14 protein-coding genes, 3 pseudogenes and 1 riboswitch are annotated in these 15,737 nt (G+C 40.7%); of the genes and pseudogenes, 14 read left to right on the forward strand and 3 right to left on the reverse strand.

Translation table 11 applies throughout. The features are described 5' to 3' along the window. The first annotated feature begins 110 nt into the window (after positions 1 to 110). A riboswitch (glycine riboswitch) is annotated at positions 111 to 204 on the forward strand. Positions 205 to 375: 171 nt separating this feature from the next. The 3 genes from gcvT to gcvPB are packed head-to-tail and all read left to right on the forward strand — an operon-like array spanning position 376 to position 4,304. Further along, positions 376 to 1,482, forward strand: a complete 1,107-nt coding sequence (gcvT, locus tag KHA88_RS02360) for a glycine cleavage system aminomethyltransferase GcvT (protein ID WP_213121357.1) — start codon at positions 376 to 378, stop codon at positions 1,480 to 1,482. Between the two features lie 22 nt (positions 1,483 to 1,504). Then, positions 1,505 to 2,851, forward strand: a complete 1,347-nt coding sequence (gene gcvPA / locus KHA88_RS02365) for an aminomethyl-transferring glycine dehydrogenase subunit GcvPA (RefSeq protein WP_213097875.1) — start codon at positions 1,505 to 1,507, stop codon at positions 2,849 to 2,851. After that, entirely contained in the window at positions 2,844 to 4,304 is a 1,461-nt protein-coding gene (gene gcvPB, locus KHA88_RS02370) for an aminomethyl-transferring glycine dehydrogenase subunit GcvPB (RefSeq protein WP_213097362.1), read from the forward strand. The genes gcvPA and gcvPB overlap by 8 nt, the downstream gene beginning before the upstream one ends. Positions 4,305 to 4,419: 115 nt before the next feature. Here gcvPB and KHA88_RS02375 read toward each other — a convergent pair whose 3' ends face one another. Further along, positions 4,420 to 4,785, reverse strand: a complete 366-nt coding sequence (locus tag KHA88_RS02375) for a rhodanese-like domain-containing protein (RefSeq protein WP_430413632.1) — start codon at positions 4,783 to 4,785, stop codon at positions 4,420 to 4,422. Between the two features lie 504 nt (positions 4,786 to 5,289). On the opposite strand from KHA88_RS02375, the pseudogene KHA88_RS02380 reads away from it, so the two are divergent. The 5 genes and pseudogenes from KHA88_RS02380 to KHA88_RS02400 form a co-directional block, all read left to right on the forward strand. After that, positions 5,290 to 6,084: pseudogene (locus tag KHA88_RS02380) on the forward strand (ribonucleotide reductase N-terminal alpha domain-containing protein); the annotation flags it as partial. Positions 6,085 to 6,411: 327 nt separating this feature from the next. Next, positions 6,412 to 7,053 (forward strand): annotated as a pseudogene (locus KHA88_RS02385) (vitamin B12-dependent ribonucleotide reductase); the annotation flags it as partial. A gap of 244 nt (positions 7,054 to 7,297) precedes the next feature. Beyond that, positions 7,298 to 8,410, forward strand: a pseudogene (locus KHA88_RS02390) (vitamin B12-dependent ribonucleotide reductase); the annotation flags it as partial. Positions 8,411 to 8,526: 116 nt separating this feature from the next. Continuing rightward, entirely contained in the window at positions 8,527 to 9,411 is an 885-nt protein-coding gene (locus KHA88_RS02395) for a patatin-like phospholipase family protein (RefSeq protein WP_213097353.1), read from the forward strand. 114 nt (positions 9,412 to 9,525) lie between these two features. Next, entirely contained in the window at positions 9,526 to 9,921 is a 396-nt protein-coding gene (locus KHA88_RS02400) for a VOC family protein (RefSeq protein WP_213097352.1), read from the forward strand. A gap of 81 nt (positions 9,922 to 10,002) precedes the next feature. Here KHA88_RS02400 and KHA88_RS02405 read toward each other — a convergent pair whose 3' ends face one another. Together KHA88_RS02405 and KHA88_RS02410 are read right to left on the reverse strand one after the other, a co-directional pair. Continuing rightward, positions 10,003 to 10,350: an SA1362 family protein gene (locus KHA88_RS02405; RefSeq protein WP_213106826.1), complete on the reverse strand. Its 348-nt coding sequence runs from the start codon at positions 10,348 to 10,350 to the stop codon at positions 10,003 to 10,005. A gap of 60 nt (positions 10,351 to 10,410) precedes the next feature. Beyond that, positions 10,411 to 11,355 (reverse strand): DUF1385 domain-containing protein, encoded by a 945-nt coding sequence (locus KHA88_RS02410; protein WP_213097350.1) that lies wholly within the window; start codon positions 11,353 to 11,355, stop codon positions 10,411 to 10,413. A gap of 153 nt (positions 11,356 to 11,508) precedes the next feature. Here KHA88_RS02410 and KHA88_RS02415 point away from each other — a divergent pair, with 153 nt between their 5' ends. The 6 genes from KHA88_RS02415 to spoIIIAB all read left to right on the forward strand — a co-directional run bounded on the left by KHA88_RS02415 (position 11,509) and on the right by spoIIIAB (position 15,735). Continuing rightward, a complete protein-coding gene (locus tag KHA88_RS02415) occupies positions 11,509 to 12,009 on the forward strand; it encodes a YqhR family membrane protein (protein ID WP_213097349.1) in 501 nt (166 codons plus the stop codon). An 80-nt stretch (positions 12,010 to 12,089) separates the two neighbouring features. Beyond that, positions 12,090 to 12,536, forward strand: coding sequence for a type II 3-dehydroquinate dehydratase (gene aroQ / locus KHA88_RS02420; protein WP_213097348.1), 447 nt, complete (start codon positions 12,090 to 12,092; stop codon positions 12,534 to 12,536). A 1-nt stretch (position 12,537) separates the two neighbouring features. Beyond that, positions 12,538 to 13,599, forward strand: coding sequence for a M24 family metallopeptidase (locus KHA88_RS02425; protein ID WP_213097347.1), 1,062 nt, complete (start codon positions 12,538 to 12,540; stop codon positions 13,597 to 13,599). Positions 13,600 to 13,619: 20 nt separating this feature from the next. After that, positions 13,620 to 14,177 carry an elongation factor P gene (efp, locus tag KHA88_RS02430; protein WP_213097346.1) on the forward strand — a complete coding sequence of 186 codons (558 nt, stop codon included), beginning with the start codon at positions 13,620 to 13,622 and terminating at the stop codon, positions 14,175 to 14,177. Between the two features lie 117 nt (positions 14,178 to 14,294). Continuing rightward, positions 14,295 to 15,227, forward strand: coding sequence for a stage III sporulation protein AA (gene spoIIIAA / locus KHA88_RS02435; RefSeq protein ID WP_213097345.1), 933 nt, complete (start codon positions 14,295 to 14,297; stop codon positions 15,225 to 15,227). Beyond that, positions 15,220 to 15,735, forward strand: a complete 516-nt coding sequence (spoIIIAB, locus tag KHA88_RS02440) for a stage III sporulation protein SpoIIIAB (protein ID WP_213097344.1) — start codon at positions 15,220 to 15,222, stop codon at positions 15,733 to 15,735. Before spoIIIAA ends, spoIIIAB begins: the two co-directional genes overlap by 8 nt. The last annotated feature ends 2 nt before the right edge of the window (positions 15,736 to 15,737 follow it).

Raw genomic sequence — 15,737 nt, forward strand, 5'->3', positions numbered from 1 at the left:
ATGAAATAATTAAATAATGGTACGATGTTGTTGAAATATAACAATAAAAGATCTTTTCAGACAATTTATCATTTATTATTATGCCCAGTTTCCTAACAAAATATAGGCGAATGATGGCAAGGGGAGAGACTGCGAAAATTACAGCGCCGAAGGAGCAAGCAACAAAGTTGTGAATCTCTCAGGCAAAAAGACCCTTGTTTGACGCGACTCTGGAGAGTGTTCTATGTATTTATCAGAACCACCCAAGGGGTAAGCCTTTATGGTCAAACTTTCAGGTGCCAGGACAGAGAAACCTTTATCTTAGGGGGTTTCTCTGTCCTTTTTTGTGTGAATTGAAATCGCTTTAAGTGGATTTATTTAAAAGGAGGAAGGATAATGGCAAATTTACTAAGGACTCCGCTCTATCCAATCTATAAAGAAATGGGTGCAAAAACGATTGATTTTGGCGGGTGGGATCTTCCCGTCCAATTTTCTAGTATTAAGGAAGAGCATGAAGCAGTTAGAACAAAAGCTGGCCTTTTTGATGTCTCCCATATGGGTGAAGTGTCTGTAAAAGGAAAGGACAGCTTGAATTTTTTACAAAAAATGATGACAAACGACCTTGCTAAACTTAAAACTGGAGGAGCACAATATACCGCTATGTGCTATGAAAATGGTGGTGTGGTGGATGATTTGCTTGTTTACAAATTAGCTGATGAAGATTATTTGCTTGTGGTGAATGCCGCAAATACAGAGAAAGATGTGGACTGGCTGGAAAAGCATGTTGAAGGGGACGTTCAAGTAAAAGATGTGTCCAGTGAATTTGCGTTACTTGCGATTCAAGGTCCACGCGCAGAAAGTATCCTTCAAAAAATAGTTGGCAACACAAACTTAAAAGAAATTAAATATTTTAAATTTAAACAAAACGTAGATGTAAATGGATCAACCGCACTTGTTTCCCGTACTGGTTATACCGGCGAGGATGGTTTTGAGATTTATTGCCATGCGAAAGATGCTGAAAAGTTTTGGAATGATCTTCTTTCAGCTGGTAAAGATGAGGGACTGTTGCCTTGTGGTCTTGGAGCTAGGGACACACTTCGATTTGAAGCTAACCTTGTACTGTATGGTCAGGAAATTTCCGAGGATATCACACCGCTCGAAGCAGGACTTGGTTTTGCTGTTAAATTAAATAAAGAGGTTGATTTTATTGGAAAATCTTCCTTACAAAAACAAAAAGAAGCGGGCGTTCCTCGTACAATTATTGGCATTGAAATGATTGACCGCGGTATACCGAGACACGGATATAAAGTCTTTTCCGGATCTGAAGAAATTGGAATCGTCACATCGGGAACGCAATCGCCTACTTTGAAAAAAAATATAGGCCTGGCACTCGTAAATTCAGAGTATAAAGAAATCGGCAATGAGCTTGATGTAGAAATCCGTGGAAAACGACTGAAGGTCCGAATCGTGCCAACACCGTTTTACTCACGTCCGAAAAATTAAGATGGAGGAGACTAAAAACATGATTAAACATCGCTATTTGCCTATGACAGAGCAAGATAAAACTGAAATGCTTGAAGCGGTTGGGGTGGAATCAATCGATGAATTATTTTCGGATATCCCTGAAAAAGTCCGTTTTAAAGGCGAGTATAATATCAAAAAGGCAAAGTCGGAATCGGCTCTTTTAAAAGAACTTGCGATTCTCGCGGGTAAAAACGCAGATTTAAAGCAATACATCTCTTTCCTTGGAGCAGGTGTATATGATCACTATATTCCTACAATAGTAGACCATGTGATTTCGAGATCCGAGTTCTATACGGCTTATACTCCATATCAGCCCGAAATATCTCAAGGTGAGCTTCAGGCAATTTTTCAATTTCAAACGATGATTTGTGAACTGACTGGCATGGATGTTGCAAATTCCTCTATGTATGATGGAGGAACGGCGCTTGCTGAAGCGGCTATGCTAAGTTGTGGTCAAACGCGACGTAAAAAAATCCTTGTCTCTAAAACGGTCCATCCTGAATCACGGGATGTCTTAAAAACGTATGCGAAAGGCCAATACATTGATGTAGTGGAAATTCCTTATAAGGATGGGGTGACTGATTTAGATGCCCTAAAGGCAGAACTTGGGGATGATGTAGCTGCCGTTGTTGTCCAATATCCAAACTTTTTTGGCCAGATTGAACCGTTAAAAGAGATTGAACCGCTAATCCATGAACAAAAAGGTTTGTTCGTTGTTTCTAGTAATCCACTTGCACTTGGAGCGTTAACTCCTCCCGGTGAATTTGGTGCAGATATTGTCGTAGGGGACGCTCAAGTCTTTGGAATCCCTGCTGCATATGGCGGCCCTCACTGCGGCTACTTTGCGGTGACTTCAAAATTGATGAGAAAAGTTCCAGGACGTCTCGTTGGACAGACGACTGATGAAGACGGAAAAAGAGGATTCGTTTTGACACTTCAAGCAAGGGAACAGCATATCCGCCGTGATAAAGCGACATCAAATATTTGTTCCAATCAGGCGTTAAATGCACTAGCTGCTTCAGTCGCGATGACCGCTCTCGGCAAAAATGGTGTTAAGGAAATGGCTGTGCAAAACATTCAAAAAACACATTATGCAAAAAATGTATTTAAAGAGAATGGATTCAACCTCCCATTTGATGGATACCACTTCAATGAATTTGTTGTAAAGCTCGGTAAGCCTGTTGGCGAAGTGAACGAAAGATTACTTGAAAAAGGCATTATTGGAGGATACGATTTGGGCCGTGATTATTCAGAACTTGAAGGTCATATGCTTATTGCGGTCACTGAGCTAAGAACAAAGGAAGAAATAGATAATCTTGTTAAAGAAATGGGGGAGAGCCATGAGTAATCATGATTTGAAATTGATTTTTGAATTGTCGACTCCAGGAAGGATTGGCTACAGCCTGCCAGAGCTTGATGTACCAGATACAGATATAAGCGATTGTTTGCCACAAGGGTATATTCGCGAGCAAGAACCTGATCTTCCTGAAGTATCTGAACTCGATATTATGCGACATTTTACTGAACTATCGACACATAACCATGGCGTGGATTCCGGTTTTTATCCACTTGGATCTTGTACGATGAAATATAACCCGAAAATCAATGAACAAGTTGCTCGTTTCCCTGGATTCGCTCATATTCATCCGCTCCAACCTGAATCATCTGTTCAAGGTGCATTAGAATTAATGTATGACTTGCAGCAGCATTTAATTGAAATCACCGGTATGGATGAAGTAACGCTTCAGCCCGCAGCCGGTGCACATGGCGAGTGGACAGGACTTATGATGATCCGTGCTTTTCATGAAGCTAATGGTGACACAGCCCGTACGAAAGTGATTGTTCCTGATTCGGCCCATGGTACGAACCCGGCATCGGCAACTGTAGCAGGATTAGAAACTGTTACTGTAAGGTCTGGGGAAGATGGCTTAGTAGATTTAGAGCATTTAAAAGAGCTTGTCGGTGCTGATACAGCTGCATTAATGCTGACAAATCCGAATACACTCGGATTATTTGAAGAACAAATACTAGAAATGGCTGAGATTGTTCACAGTGCGGGTGGAAAACTTTATTATGATGGTGCTAACTTGAATGCCGTTATGTCAAAAGCGCGCCCTGGAGATATGGGCTTTGATGTTGTCCATTTGAATCTCCATAAAACATTTACCGGACCACACGGCGGAGGAGGTCCAGGATCGGGCCCAGTCGGTGTGAAAGCAGATTTGATTCCTTATTTGCCGAAACCGGTTATTACAAAAAAAGATGATAGATTTGTGATTGATTATAATCGTCCGCATTCGATTGGCCGTGTGAAGCCTTATTATGGAAACTTTGGCATTAATGTTCGTGCCTATACGTATATTCGCACCATGGGGCCTGATGGGTTAAAAGCTGTCACAGAATACGCGGTATTAAATGCAAACTATATGATGAGAAAACTTGCGCCGTATTTTGATCTTCCATATGACCGCCATTGTAAGCATGAGTTTGTTTTGAGCGGAAGACGCCAGAAAAACCTCGGTGTACGCACACTTGATATGGCGAAAAGACTGCTGGATTTTGGCTATCATCCGCCAACAATCTATTTTCCACTCAACGTGGAAGAGTGTATGATGTTTGAACCGACTGAAACGGAATCAAAAGAAACGCTTGATGCTTTTATTAATGCCATGATCCAAATTGCCAAGGAAGCGGAAGAAAATCCTGAAATGGTCCAGGAAGCTCCTCATACGACGATAGTAAAACGTCTCGATGAGACAAAAGCAGCAAGGAAGCCGATATTGAGATATGTAAAAGAATAATAATGCAAGGCAGGCTCGTTTTCAGAGTCTGCCTTGTTTATGCATGTCTAGCCGCAGCCGCATTTAGTATATATTTATAAAAAACCGCAGAAATGGCTTCTGCGGTTTTACTCTTTTACTTTTTAGTTTTAATTCTGCCAGACCATTTTTTAAAACCGCCTTGCAGGTGAGATAGTTCATTGTATCCTTTTCTTTTCAGCATTTGCGCCGCTCTGCCGCTGCGCATGCCGCTTTGGCAATAAAGATAAACCGGTTTGTCCGGACGAATTTCCTTCATTCTCGTTTTTAACTGAGACATAGGAATGTTACGCGCTCCTAATATATGGCCGCCTTCAAACTCGTTTGGCTCACGAACATCGATGAGCTGCGCTTTACGGTAGCCTGCACGGAATTCTTCCTCCGTGAGAGTTTTTAAGATTTTTTTTTGATGGAAGTAATTATATAAGGAATAAGCGATGATTGCTCCCAGCAAAATAAGCATGGTATAAACTGCTGTCAATTTCTTTCTGCCCCTTTCTAGTAAATAGCCCTATCATCTATTATATTCATCATCATGCTCCGAATCAAAGCTTTTTCATATATTTTAAAATGTTGATGTGGTTCTTCACTATTTCGTCAAAAAACAGTATAAATTTACTTGTGAAAAAATTTTATTTTTTATTGAAAACCTTTCAATATACGATATTTAAGCACTTTGAGCGATTGGAAAATGCGCAAATGCAATTTATGTTCAAAAAAGGCGAATTATGGTGAAAAAAGGGCGTAAATCTATCGTTTACTTTAAATATCTCCCATTTTTGAATTTGACAAACAAAAGTGGGTATCCCACAAATCACTACATATGGTATAGTTAATTTTGGATAAAATACAATATATTGTGTTTAAGCATTGATTTACGGGTTATATATATGGTAACTTTACTTAGAGAACTAAACCATCTAAGTAAATCATTGATAAAAATGATCCTTATAAAGGAGTTGGAGCAATGTCTGTAGCATTTACGAAAAAATTGAGCCTGAATGTAGAAAGACTCAACGAGGACATCAAATTATTTAAGCCTGTTCATCCAGTTACAGCTGACATGAAGATTACTCATAAAGGGGTATCGCGGCTCGTCATGATTGACCGCTATGCCTTCAAGGATACGGAAAAAATTACCTTGTCTGAAGGGGATTTTGTCGTACTAACAATAAAGGAAGATCCAAAATTTCCTGCAAGAGGGCTTGGATTCTTAAAATCTATTAATTGGGAAGCGAAAACAGCCGAAGTCGTTGTAGAAGACGAATATCGCAGCGCCCTTGATGATTCTGAAGAAAGAGAAACGGGTGTCATCACACGGCCGCTTGATATTATTGAAAAACCATTAGAGGTCTTTTACGAGCAAATTGCCAAGCGAAATGCGACAGGCCTTGCATCTGTGGAGAAAACGGAAGAAAAAAGACAGGAATGGTTTGAAAAGTTTTATCAGGAACTCTCAAGTCTTAATTTTGTACCTGCCGGACGTGTACTGTACGGAGCTGGATCGGAAACGGAAGTAACATTTTTTAATTGTTATGTGATGCCGTTTGTCGCTGATTCACGTGAAGGAATTTCGGAGCATCGAAAACAAGTGATGGAAATCATGAGCCGCGGCGGTGGGGTCGGAACGAATGGTTCAACATTAAGACCAAGAAACACACTTGCACGCGGAGTGAATGGAAAGTCATCAGGATCAGTTTCCTGGCTAGATGATATTGCTAAGCTGACGCATCTGGTTGAGCAGGGTGGGTCTAGACGTGGTAAAACAGCATAAGGTGCCTCGTCTATAAACAAACCTCGTGAATTGCTGGAATCTCTTTAAATGCCTTGTTGGCTACAACGTGACTGGAAACAGTGGGCGTGAATGCTAAAAAACAACAAGGGGATAAAGACAATCAGCAGCCAAGCCTCTAAATCGATAGCGATATGAGGAAGGTTCAACGACCATCGAAAACATGCCGGTTGGCAGAAGTGAGTAGAGTAGGGTTCAAGCGAATCCGAAGTGCGAGGACACTCTTAGAGTGTAAGATATGGTCTGACCTCTATGGTGACATAGAGAGTTGATTTAGCGCATCAACGTAACATTTTGGCCCAAATGATTATGCTGGCTGACTGGCATCCTGATATTGTTGAATTTATCATTTCGAAAATGCAGAATCCGCGCATTTTGAAATTCTTGATTGAAAATACAACCGATCCGGTAATTAAGAAGCATGCGAAGGACAAGCTAAAATTCACTCCTCTTTCTGAGTCGGAAGAAGCGATGTACCAAGGTGTCCTTAATTATCGAAATATCCCTGGCCTTGGCGGTTTTAACGAAAAGATCTTTTACGAGGCAGAGGAAAAATTGTCCGAAGGCGGAACATATTCAGTTCATAATTCGGAGTTTTTGACAGGAGCAAACATCTCTGTTTGTCTTACGAAAGAATTTATGGATGCGGTTGAAAATGACGAAGATTATGAACTGCGCTTCCCAGATGTTGAGAATTACAATGTAGAAGAAATGAAAGCTTATAACGAAGAGTGGCAGAATGTTGGAGATGTACGTGAATGGAAGGATATGGGCTATAAAATCCGCACATATCGAAAAATCAAGGCGAAAGAACTTTGGAACTTGATTAACATTTGCGCAACATATTCGGCAGAGCCGGGCATTTTCTTCATCGATAATGCGAACGATATGACGAATGCGAAAGCATATGGACAGAAAGTAGTAGCTACGAATCCGTGTGGTGGAGTTCGCCTCACGTTAAACATTGCGGGATAAAGCGGGAAAGCTGAGATCGCCAATCCGAACCGAAGGCTAAAGGTAAAACTTTAGTCAGGGGCAACGCATACGTACTGATCCTCGAAAGAGACTATAATGTACGCAAGAGACCGCAACACTGTGAAAGTGCAGTGAAAATGTATGCTGAACTTACAGGAATTCAACTGTAAGAACTAGAGGATAAAAAGCCTTTAGGATAACAAAACTGGAACAACCACTCGCACCATACTCTGTCTGCAACCTTGCAGCTGTGAATCTCGCTCAAATGGTTGATAAAGAGAAGAAGACCGTTGACTTCGAAAAACTAAAACAAACTGTGAAAATCGGCGTTCGTATGCAAGATAACGTCATTGACGCCACACCTTACTTCCTTGAAGATAACAAAAAACAGGCACTTGGCGAACGCCGTGTTGGCCTTGGTGTCATGGGACTTGCTGACCTTTTAATCTATTGTGAGAAAGAATACGGATCACCTGAAGGAAATGAACTTGTTGATCAAGTCTTTGAAGCAATCGCAACGACTGCCTACAAGGAATCCGTGGAACTTGCTAAAGAAAAAGGCAGTTTCCCATTCTTAACAGGCAAATCCGAAGAAGAAACAAATAGACTGCGTGAAGCATTCATCAATACAGGCTATATGAAACAACTGCCAGAAGATGTTCGTGAATCAATTCTGGAAACCGGAATTAGAAACTCTCATCTTCTAACCGTTGCGCCAACGGGAAGCACAGGAACCATGGTCGGAGTTTCTACAGGTTTAGAACCTTACTTCTCCTTTACTTATTATCGCAGCGGCCGTCTCGGCAAGTTTATTGAGGTGAAGGCGGATATTGTTGAAGAATATTTAAACGCTAATTTAGAAGCAGATGCTGATAACCTACCAAACTGGTTCGTAACAGCAATGAATCTTGCGCCTGAAGCACATGCAGATGTTCAATGTGTCATCCAACGCTGGATCGACAGCTCCATTTCGAAAACGGTCAATGCACCGAAAGGATATTCCGTTGAGCAAGTCGAGCAAGTGTATGAGCGTCTGTACAGAGGCGGAGCAAAAGGCGGAACTGTCTATGTAGATGGAAGCCGTGACTCCCAGGTTCTTACGCTAAAAGCGGAAGAGAATAAAATGGAGACGAGTGAACAACTTGAATTTAAACAGCCAGTAGTCCTAGTTGATACAATTCAAGATCTTCGCTCAACAAGCGTCACAATTGGTTCTGAACTCGGCAATACATGCCCGGTGTGCAGAAAAGGCCAAGTAATGGAAATTGGCGGCTGTAATACTTGCGACAACTGCAATGCCCAATTAAAATGTGGATTATAAAAAATATAATGAAATTTGTACAGGCGGACCTTGAAAAAGGCCGCCTGTTTTTGTTCTAAAGAGATGGGCTGCCTCCTAAAGATATGATAAGGCTTTCTTTAGGGGGCGTGAACAGCATGGACATCGATGGAGTATTTTCAGGTGGGGGTATTAAAGGTTTTGCGCTCATTGGCGCGTATGAGGCACTGGAGTCTAGAGGGTTTACCTTTAAGTGTATGGCTGCTACGAGCGCAGGTTCAATTATGGCTGCATTTATTGCAGCGGGATATACGAGCAAGGAGATAGCGGCTATTCTTAAAGAAACCGAAATGAAAGATTTCCTTGATTCACGTCACACACTACTCCCATTCCCGATAGCAAAATGGCTTTTACTGTACTGGAGGATGGGGATGTATCAAGGTTATGTTCTCGAGGAATGGCTTGCGAAAAAAATGGCTGCAAAAGGTATTTATACATTTTCAGATCTTCCAAAAAATAAGTTGCGGCTCATTGCATCTGACCTTTCAGGTGGAAGACTCCTTGTTTTGCCTGATGATTTAGAATTGTACGGGATTCCGAAAGAAACATTTCCTGTCGCAAGGGCAATAAGAATGAGTTGCGGACTTCCTTTTTTCTTCGAGCCGGTTAAATTACGTTCATTGTCAGGTGAAAATATCATCGTGGATGGTGGATTACTAAGCAATTTTCCGATGTGGGTCTTCGAAGATGAAAAACAAAAGTTAAAAAGGCCGGTAATTGGAATTAAATTAAGCCATAAGCTTGAAGAACAGCCTAAACGAAAGATTAAGAATGGACTGCAATTATTTGAAGCCCTATTTGAGACGATGAAAGATGCCCATGATGATCGATATATTTCTAGAAAACATGAGAAAAACATTATTTTTATCCCGATGGGGAAGGAATTCGTAGCTGAATTCACGTTATCAAATGAAAAAAAAGACGCTCTCATTAAAATCGGACGTATCCGGGCAGAACAATTTTTAAAAACATGGACTTATTAACTATTGGAAATATAAAAGGATATATGGATTGCAATGTGGAATGTATTGTAGTGAGGAATTATTTTATTAATCAGGAGGATACTACATGCCACATTTTATTCAAGGTGTAAAAATATGAGTACCAACACGTCCATTCCAGCAATCAACCTTGCCCCATGGCTTTCAGTAAGCAATGCGAAGGAAGCTATTGATTATTTCAAGGCAGCATTCGATGCGACCGAGCTGTATCTCCTTGAGGATGATAACGGGAATCCTCATATCGCTCAACTATCCTTCGGAGGAGCGGATTTCTGGATTCAAGATGACCCGGATTCTACCCCTGAGTTGGTAAGTCGAGGTTCAGTTCGGATGATCGTGACAGTTAAAGATCCAGATTCAGTGTTTCGACAGGCCATTGCCGCTGGAGCAACTGAAGTCGTACCAATAGGTGAAGAACACGGCTGGCGTATTGGGCGTGTCGTCGATCCGTTTGGTTACCATTGGGAAATCGGCAAGCGGCTAAGTGGATGAAACAAATAATATAGGGCCCTACCAACAACAGGCGGAAAACTTTCCACTAATTGCTGGTTGGACCCTATTAAGCGCGTACCTTTAAAAAATGGCTCTGTCTTTTTTTTTGCTTTTTTTTCCTTCAATAACGGTCAAATGGGCTGCCGACTTTTTGCGAAGCGGTTTCTTGAGAGCGTGGTTTCTAACATTTTCACCAGCTCGTCGATTTCGCCTTTTAGATAGCTTCGCAGCCTTGGCAAACGACCTTCTATCATTGCCACCTGGTCTTTTACTCATCCAAATCCGATATATTACATAGAAAGCAGCAACCGCTATTCCCATAAAAAGCAGTTGTTTAAAAAGTCCTGCTGGGTTATTAAACATAAAGGAACCCAGTCCTATTAGAGCAAGTATTGAAACGATGCCTACTATCCAATTCCGTACATTCAAGAGCGCCACCTCCTCGGGAGTAATGAACATTTTTCCCAAAAAGCCCTATGTTTATACAATTTAGCCGATATTCTCCAAGTTTAATTGCTCCTCTTTTTGTTTTTCCACTTTTAACAATTCATTAAACGAGGCGAGAGCAACTTCTACTTGTTCATTATCAGGTTCCTTTGTTGTAAGTAGTTGAAGCCACAAGCCTGGATAGCCAAGGAATCTGAGTAGCGGGACGTTCCGCAATTTATTCGTTAATTGAAGCACTTCAAATGAAGTCCCCAAAACAAGTGGAATTAGCGCAAGCCTATTTACTACTCTGAGCCAAAGCGGATCTGTCGGGACAAACATGTAAATGAAAACACCGACAACAACGGTAAAGAGGATAAAACTGCTGCCACATCTATAATGGAGCCGAGACATTGCTTGGACATTTTCCACAGTTAATTCAAGGTTTTTTTCATAGGCATTGATGACTTTATGCTCAGCACCGTGATATTGAAATACACGTTTGATCAAAGGGGTCATCGATATGAAATAAATATAACCAAGTAATAATATCAACTTAAATAATCCTTCAACTAAAACTTGAGCAACATCACTGGGGAAAATTGGCTTTGTAAGTGCGGCCAAAAAAACAGGGATAAGTGTAAAGATAAATTTAGAAAAAATAAAGGATAGTACTCCAATGGCTGCTACACTCATGATTAATGTAGATTTTGAGACTTTTTCAGCTTCTATTTCTTCATCATCAGCAGGATCTATATCGAATCTCTCATGGGAATATGTCAGATGCTGAGAGCCGTTTGCGCTTGCTTCAATAATTGCAACCACACCGCGGAGGAATGGAATTTTTTTAAGTTTTTGCAAAATAGGCCTTGATTTTTTAGGCAAGTGAAAGAAATCAATCGTATTATCTTTTCTACGAATAGCAGTGACAGTGTGATGCTTGCCACCAAACATAACACCTTCCATGACGGCTTGCCCACCGTATGCAGGTTTTTGTGTGTTTTTCATATGGACACCAACTTATCGGAATTTGTTTAGTACTAAAAAAAGGAACTTCTTCTTCTTAGTTTACTAAAAAAATGGAAAATCCACCAGACCAAATAATTTTCATGCACAAAAGAAGGCATCACTGGACATGATACTACTTGAGAGGTGATTCATATGGAAAATCAGGAAAAGGAAATTGCTGCAAAAACCTTTCAAATGCCGATGATAAAATTATCAATTATTATTGGTTTTTTTGCTGGGACAGTTGGTTCTTTACTTGGATATCTTGCATATTCTTTTGGTTTTACAAAAATTACTCCTGCGGTCATTCTAGCACCGTGGGACGGAAGTTGGAAGGATGGGTGGCTTGGTATTGCGATTGCTGCTTTTTTATATGGCTTTATATCCATTTTAGTAGCCTTGTTATACTATATGGTGTTTCGAAAACAGAAATCATTGTTTTGGGGGACTGCCTTTGGAATAGGAGTGTTTGCGCTGATATTTATTGTATTACAACCGCTTATTCCTGGCGCTAAAACACTCTTTAATTACGATTTAAATACGATTCTTACAGAGCTATGTTTTTTTATTATTTATGGTACATTTATCGGCTATTCCATTTCCTATGAATATAATGAGCTGCTTTATTTAAAAGACGTAAAATTGAAGCATTAATGATTTATTTCTCGTTAGGCACCTGGAAAATTTTTATGATAGAATGTTCTTGTTGAACATTCTTTTTTAGGGTGTGAATAATGATGAAAATACTCGTTTTAAATGGTCCGAATTTGAACATGCTCGGCAAACGGGAACCAGGAATTTATGGAGCTGACACATTAAAGCAGTTGGAGGAAGGGGTTATCAGCGCCGGATTGAAAACTGGAATGGAAGTTGTTTGCTTTCAGTCTAACTATGAGGGTGCATTATTGGATGAGATTCATAGTGCAGAAAGTAGAGGCTTCAACGGCATTATTATTAATCCCGGTGCTCTAACGCATTACAGCATTGCGCTAAGGGATGCCATTGCCGGAATCGAACTCCCTGTAATTGAAGTACATATTTCAAATGTCCATGCAAGGGAGGATTTTAGAAAACACTCTGTAACGGCTCCTGTTTCGATTGGACAAATTGCTGGGTTTGGATTCTTTGGATATGAATTAGCTTTGCATGCGATAAAGGATTACATACGAGGGAGAGGTTAATATGGGGAAATTGGAAAAACTGCGCGAACAATTTAAGCACCATGAGATTGATGGATTATTGATAACAAGTACATATAATCGCCGCTATATTACGAATTTTACAGGTACTGCTGGAGTAGCACTAGTTTCAGCTGATCGAGCTCTATTTATTACTGATTTCCGCTATACGGAGCAAGCGGGTAAGCAGGCGGAAGGTTTTGAGATTGTTCAGCATTCTGGCTCAATTGTTACTGAGGTTGCAGAGAAAGCAAAGGAGCTGGGTATTAAGAAACTAGGCTTTGAGCAGGATCATGTTTCTTTCGCAACTTGGAATGGTTATAAGGAAGCCATAGAAGCAGAACTTGTCCCCGTTTCGAATTTAATGGAGAATTTGCGCTTGATTAAGAACAACCAAGAACTTAGTATCATCAAGGAAGCGGCTGACATTGCCGATGCAGCATTCAAACACATCCTTGATTATATTAAGCCAGGATTAACTGAACTGGATGTCGCCAATGAACTTGAATTTTTCATGAGGAAAAGTGGCGCGACATCATCATCTTTTGATATTATTGTTGCCTCCGGATCGAGATCTGCTTTACCCCATGGTGTTGCAAGCAGTAAAGTAATTGAAAAAGGCGATTTCGTTACGATGGATTACGGAGCCCTCCATAAAGGGTATATATCAGATATAACCCGGACGATTGCAGTTGGAAAACCGTCGGAACAATTAAAAGAAATTTATGATGTCGTTCTTGAGGCACAGCTTCGGGCGATGGACGGAATTAAACCCGGCATGACGGGGATACAAGCAGATGCGATCGCTCGGGATTATATAACAGAAAAGGGTTATGGCGATTATTTTGGTCATTCTCTTGGTCACGGCATTGGCTTGGAAGTACATGAAGGTCCGGGGCTTTCAATTCGTTCAGAAGCGAAGCTTGAACCGGGAATGGTTGTGACAGTTGAACCCGGCATCTACTTGCCTGGAATTGGCGGGGTACGTATTGAAGATGATACATTAATTACCGAGTCAGGCAATGAAACTTTGACACACTCAGCAAAAGACTTAATTATTTTATAAGGGCAATAGGAGGAAAAAATATGATTTCAGTAAACGAATTTCGAACAGGATTAACTATTGAAACAGATGGTGGCATTTGGCGTGTAATGGATTTTCAGCATGTGAAGCCAGGAAAAGGTGCTGCATTTGTCAGATCTAAATTAAGAAACCTTCGAACAGGTGCAATTCAAGAAAAAACGTTCAGAGCTGGCGAAAAGGTTGAAAAAGCACAAATTGATAATAAAACGATGCAATATTTGTATGCGAATGGTGATATGCATGTGTTCATGGATAGTCACACTTATGATCAGATCGAATTGCCTGCTTCACAAATTGAATATGAATTAAAGTTTTTGCTGGAAAATATGGAAGTGCACATTATGATGTTCAACGGCGAAACGCTCGGAATCGAGTTGCCTAATTCAGTGGAACTTGAAGTAAGAGAAACAGACCCGGGCATTAAAGGAGATACAGCATCCGGCGGTCATAAACCAGCAACAATGGAGACAGGGTTAGTTGTAAATGTACCGTTTTTCGTCAATGCAGGCGATAAACTTGTCATCAATACGACTGACGGCTCATATGTATCAAGAGCATAAGCTTCAACGAAAAATCGAGGATTAATTCCTCGATTTTTTTTATTGTCCAGAAACTTCATAATTATAGACAAGCTGAATACATATTAGATAGTGAAAGTTGTAGGGAGGAGGAGCAGGATGGAGACCGTTCTTCAAATTTTGCCTGAGAGGATCAGTGAATGGATTAGGAAACTTCCAGTCAAGATGTTAGAAGATTTAGAAGAGGTCAGATTGCGAATCAGCCGTCCAGTGGAAGTTTCTACTAGAGGGATGCCGCATTTTCTCCCATATATTTTTACTAAAAGTGATGAAGAACTATTTATTAGTAAATTAGCCAAACACTCTTTCTACACTCTCGATGAAGAGTTGAAGAAAGGCTATATCACCATTGAAGGCGGGCATCGGATTGGACTCGCCGGGAAGGTCATCTTGGAAAATGGGTCTGTGAGAGCCATTAGGCATTTGGCATCTTTCAATATACGAATTGCAAGGGAAAAAATCGGAGCTGCCGAAAAATATCTCCCTTATATATTCAAGAATAGATGGAAGAATACAATGATTATTGGACCTCCACAAACTGGAAAAACAACATTATTAAGAGATGTAGCTCGATTGGTCTCCAGTGGATTTGAGGATAATGAGATACCCGCTTTGAAAGCTGGAATAGTGGACGAGCGTTCGGAAATAGCCGGTTGTCTAAACGGTGTTCCCCAGCTTCAGTTTGGCCCTCGAATCGACGTACTTGATGCTTGTCCAAAGGCTGAAGGAATGATGATGATGATTCGCTCCATGAGTCCTGATGTACTAATCGTAGATGAAATCGGCCGTGAGGAAGATAGATTCGCGATTATGGAAGCAGTAAACGCGGGGATTACATTAATCATGACTACACACGGGAGCAATTTGGATGAAGTGAGAAAGAGACCGTTATTAAATCAAATTTTAGAAGAACAAGTTTTTGAACGGTTTATTGAACTATCACGGTGCAATGGACCAGGAACAGTTACTTCGATAAAGGGTGTTGATGGAGAACTATTAACATCTGAAAAAAGGATCCATCCTTATGATTAAAATCATTGGCGCGATATGCATTTTAGGAGCTACAACATGGGCAGGGTTTGAATCATCCAAGAAATTAAGTGAACGGCCAAAGCAACTGCAGCTATTTAGAAATTCTCTGCAAACTTTGGATGCGGAAATTATGTATGGACATACCCCGCTTGGCGAGGCCTCGCGCAAAATCGCGGCACAGCTCCCTGATCCTGTGGCAAGTCATTATAAGATTTTTGCAGAGCGGCTTGGGAAGGAAGGAGCTACTGTGAAATCCGCCTGGGGAGAGAGTCTGAAAGAAGTATGGAGTAGGACGGCTTTGAAGCAAAGTGAGTATGAAATATTACTTCAATTTGGAGAGAATTTAGGCAGGCATGATAGGCTGACACAACAAAAGCAGATAATGCTTACACTAGTCCATCTTGAAAGGGAAGAAGAAGGAGCGCGGGACAGGCAAAAAAATTATGAAAAAATGGTGAAAAGCTTGGGCGTTCTTATCGGCATGCTATTCATCATTTTGCTTTTGTAGGA

The sequence above is a fragment of the Lederbergia citrea genome (genome assembly GCF_018343525.1).
GTDB lineage: Bacteria > Bacillota > Bacilli > Bacillales > Bacillaceae_C > Lederbergia > Lederbergia citrea.

Bases quoted from the DNA above. Each gene is read 5' to 3' on its own strand.
- spoIIIAB (WP_213097344.1), top strand. From the start codon at position 15,220: ATGATTAAAATCATTGGCGCGATATGCATTTTAGGAGCTACAACATGG.
- KHA88_RS02375 (WP_430413632.1), bottom strand. From the start codon at position 4,785: ATGCTTATTTTGCTGGGAGCAATCATCGCTTATTCCTTATATAATTAC.
- spoIIIAA (WP_213097345.1), top strand. From the start codon at position 14,295: ATGGAGACCGTTCTTCAAATTTTGCCTGAGAGGATCAGTGAATGGATT.
- KHA88_RS02415 (WP_213097349.1), top strand. From the start codon at position 11,509: ATGGAAAATCAGGAAAAGGAAATTGCTGCAAAAACCTTTCAAATGCCG.
- aroQ (WP_213097348.1), top strand. From the start codon at position 12,090: ATGATGAAAATACTCGTTTTAAATGGTCCGAATTTGAACATGCTCGGC.
- KHA88_RS02410 (WP_213097350.1), bottom strand. From the start codon at position 11,355: ATGAAAAACACACAAAAACCTGCATACGGTGGGCAAGCCGTCATGGAA.
- KHA88_RS02395 (WP_213097353.1), top strand. From the start codon at position 8,527: ATGGACATCGATGGAGTATTTTCAGGTGGGGGTATTAAAGGTTTTGCG.
- gcvT (WP_213121357.1), top strand. From the start codon at position 376: ATGGCAAATTTACTAAGGACTCCGCTCTATCCAATCTATAAAGAAATG.
- KHA88_RS02425 (WP_213097347.1), top strand. From the start codon at position 12,538: ATGGGGAAATTGGAAAAACTGCGCGAACAATTTAAGCACCATGAGATT.
- efp (WP_213097346.1), top strand. From the start codon at position 13,620: ATGATTTCAGTAAACGAATTTCGAACAGGATTAACTATTGAAACAGAT.
- gcvPB (WP_213097362.1), top strand. From the start codon at position 2,844: ATGAGTAATCATGATTTGAAATTGATTTTTGAATTGTCGACTCCAGGA.
- KHA88_RS02400 (WP_213097352.1), top strand. From the start codon at position 9,526: ATGAGTACCAACACGTCCATTCCAGCAATCAACCTTGCCCCATGGCTT.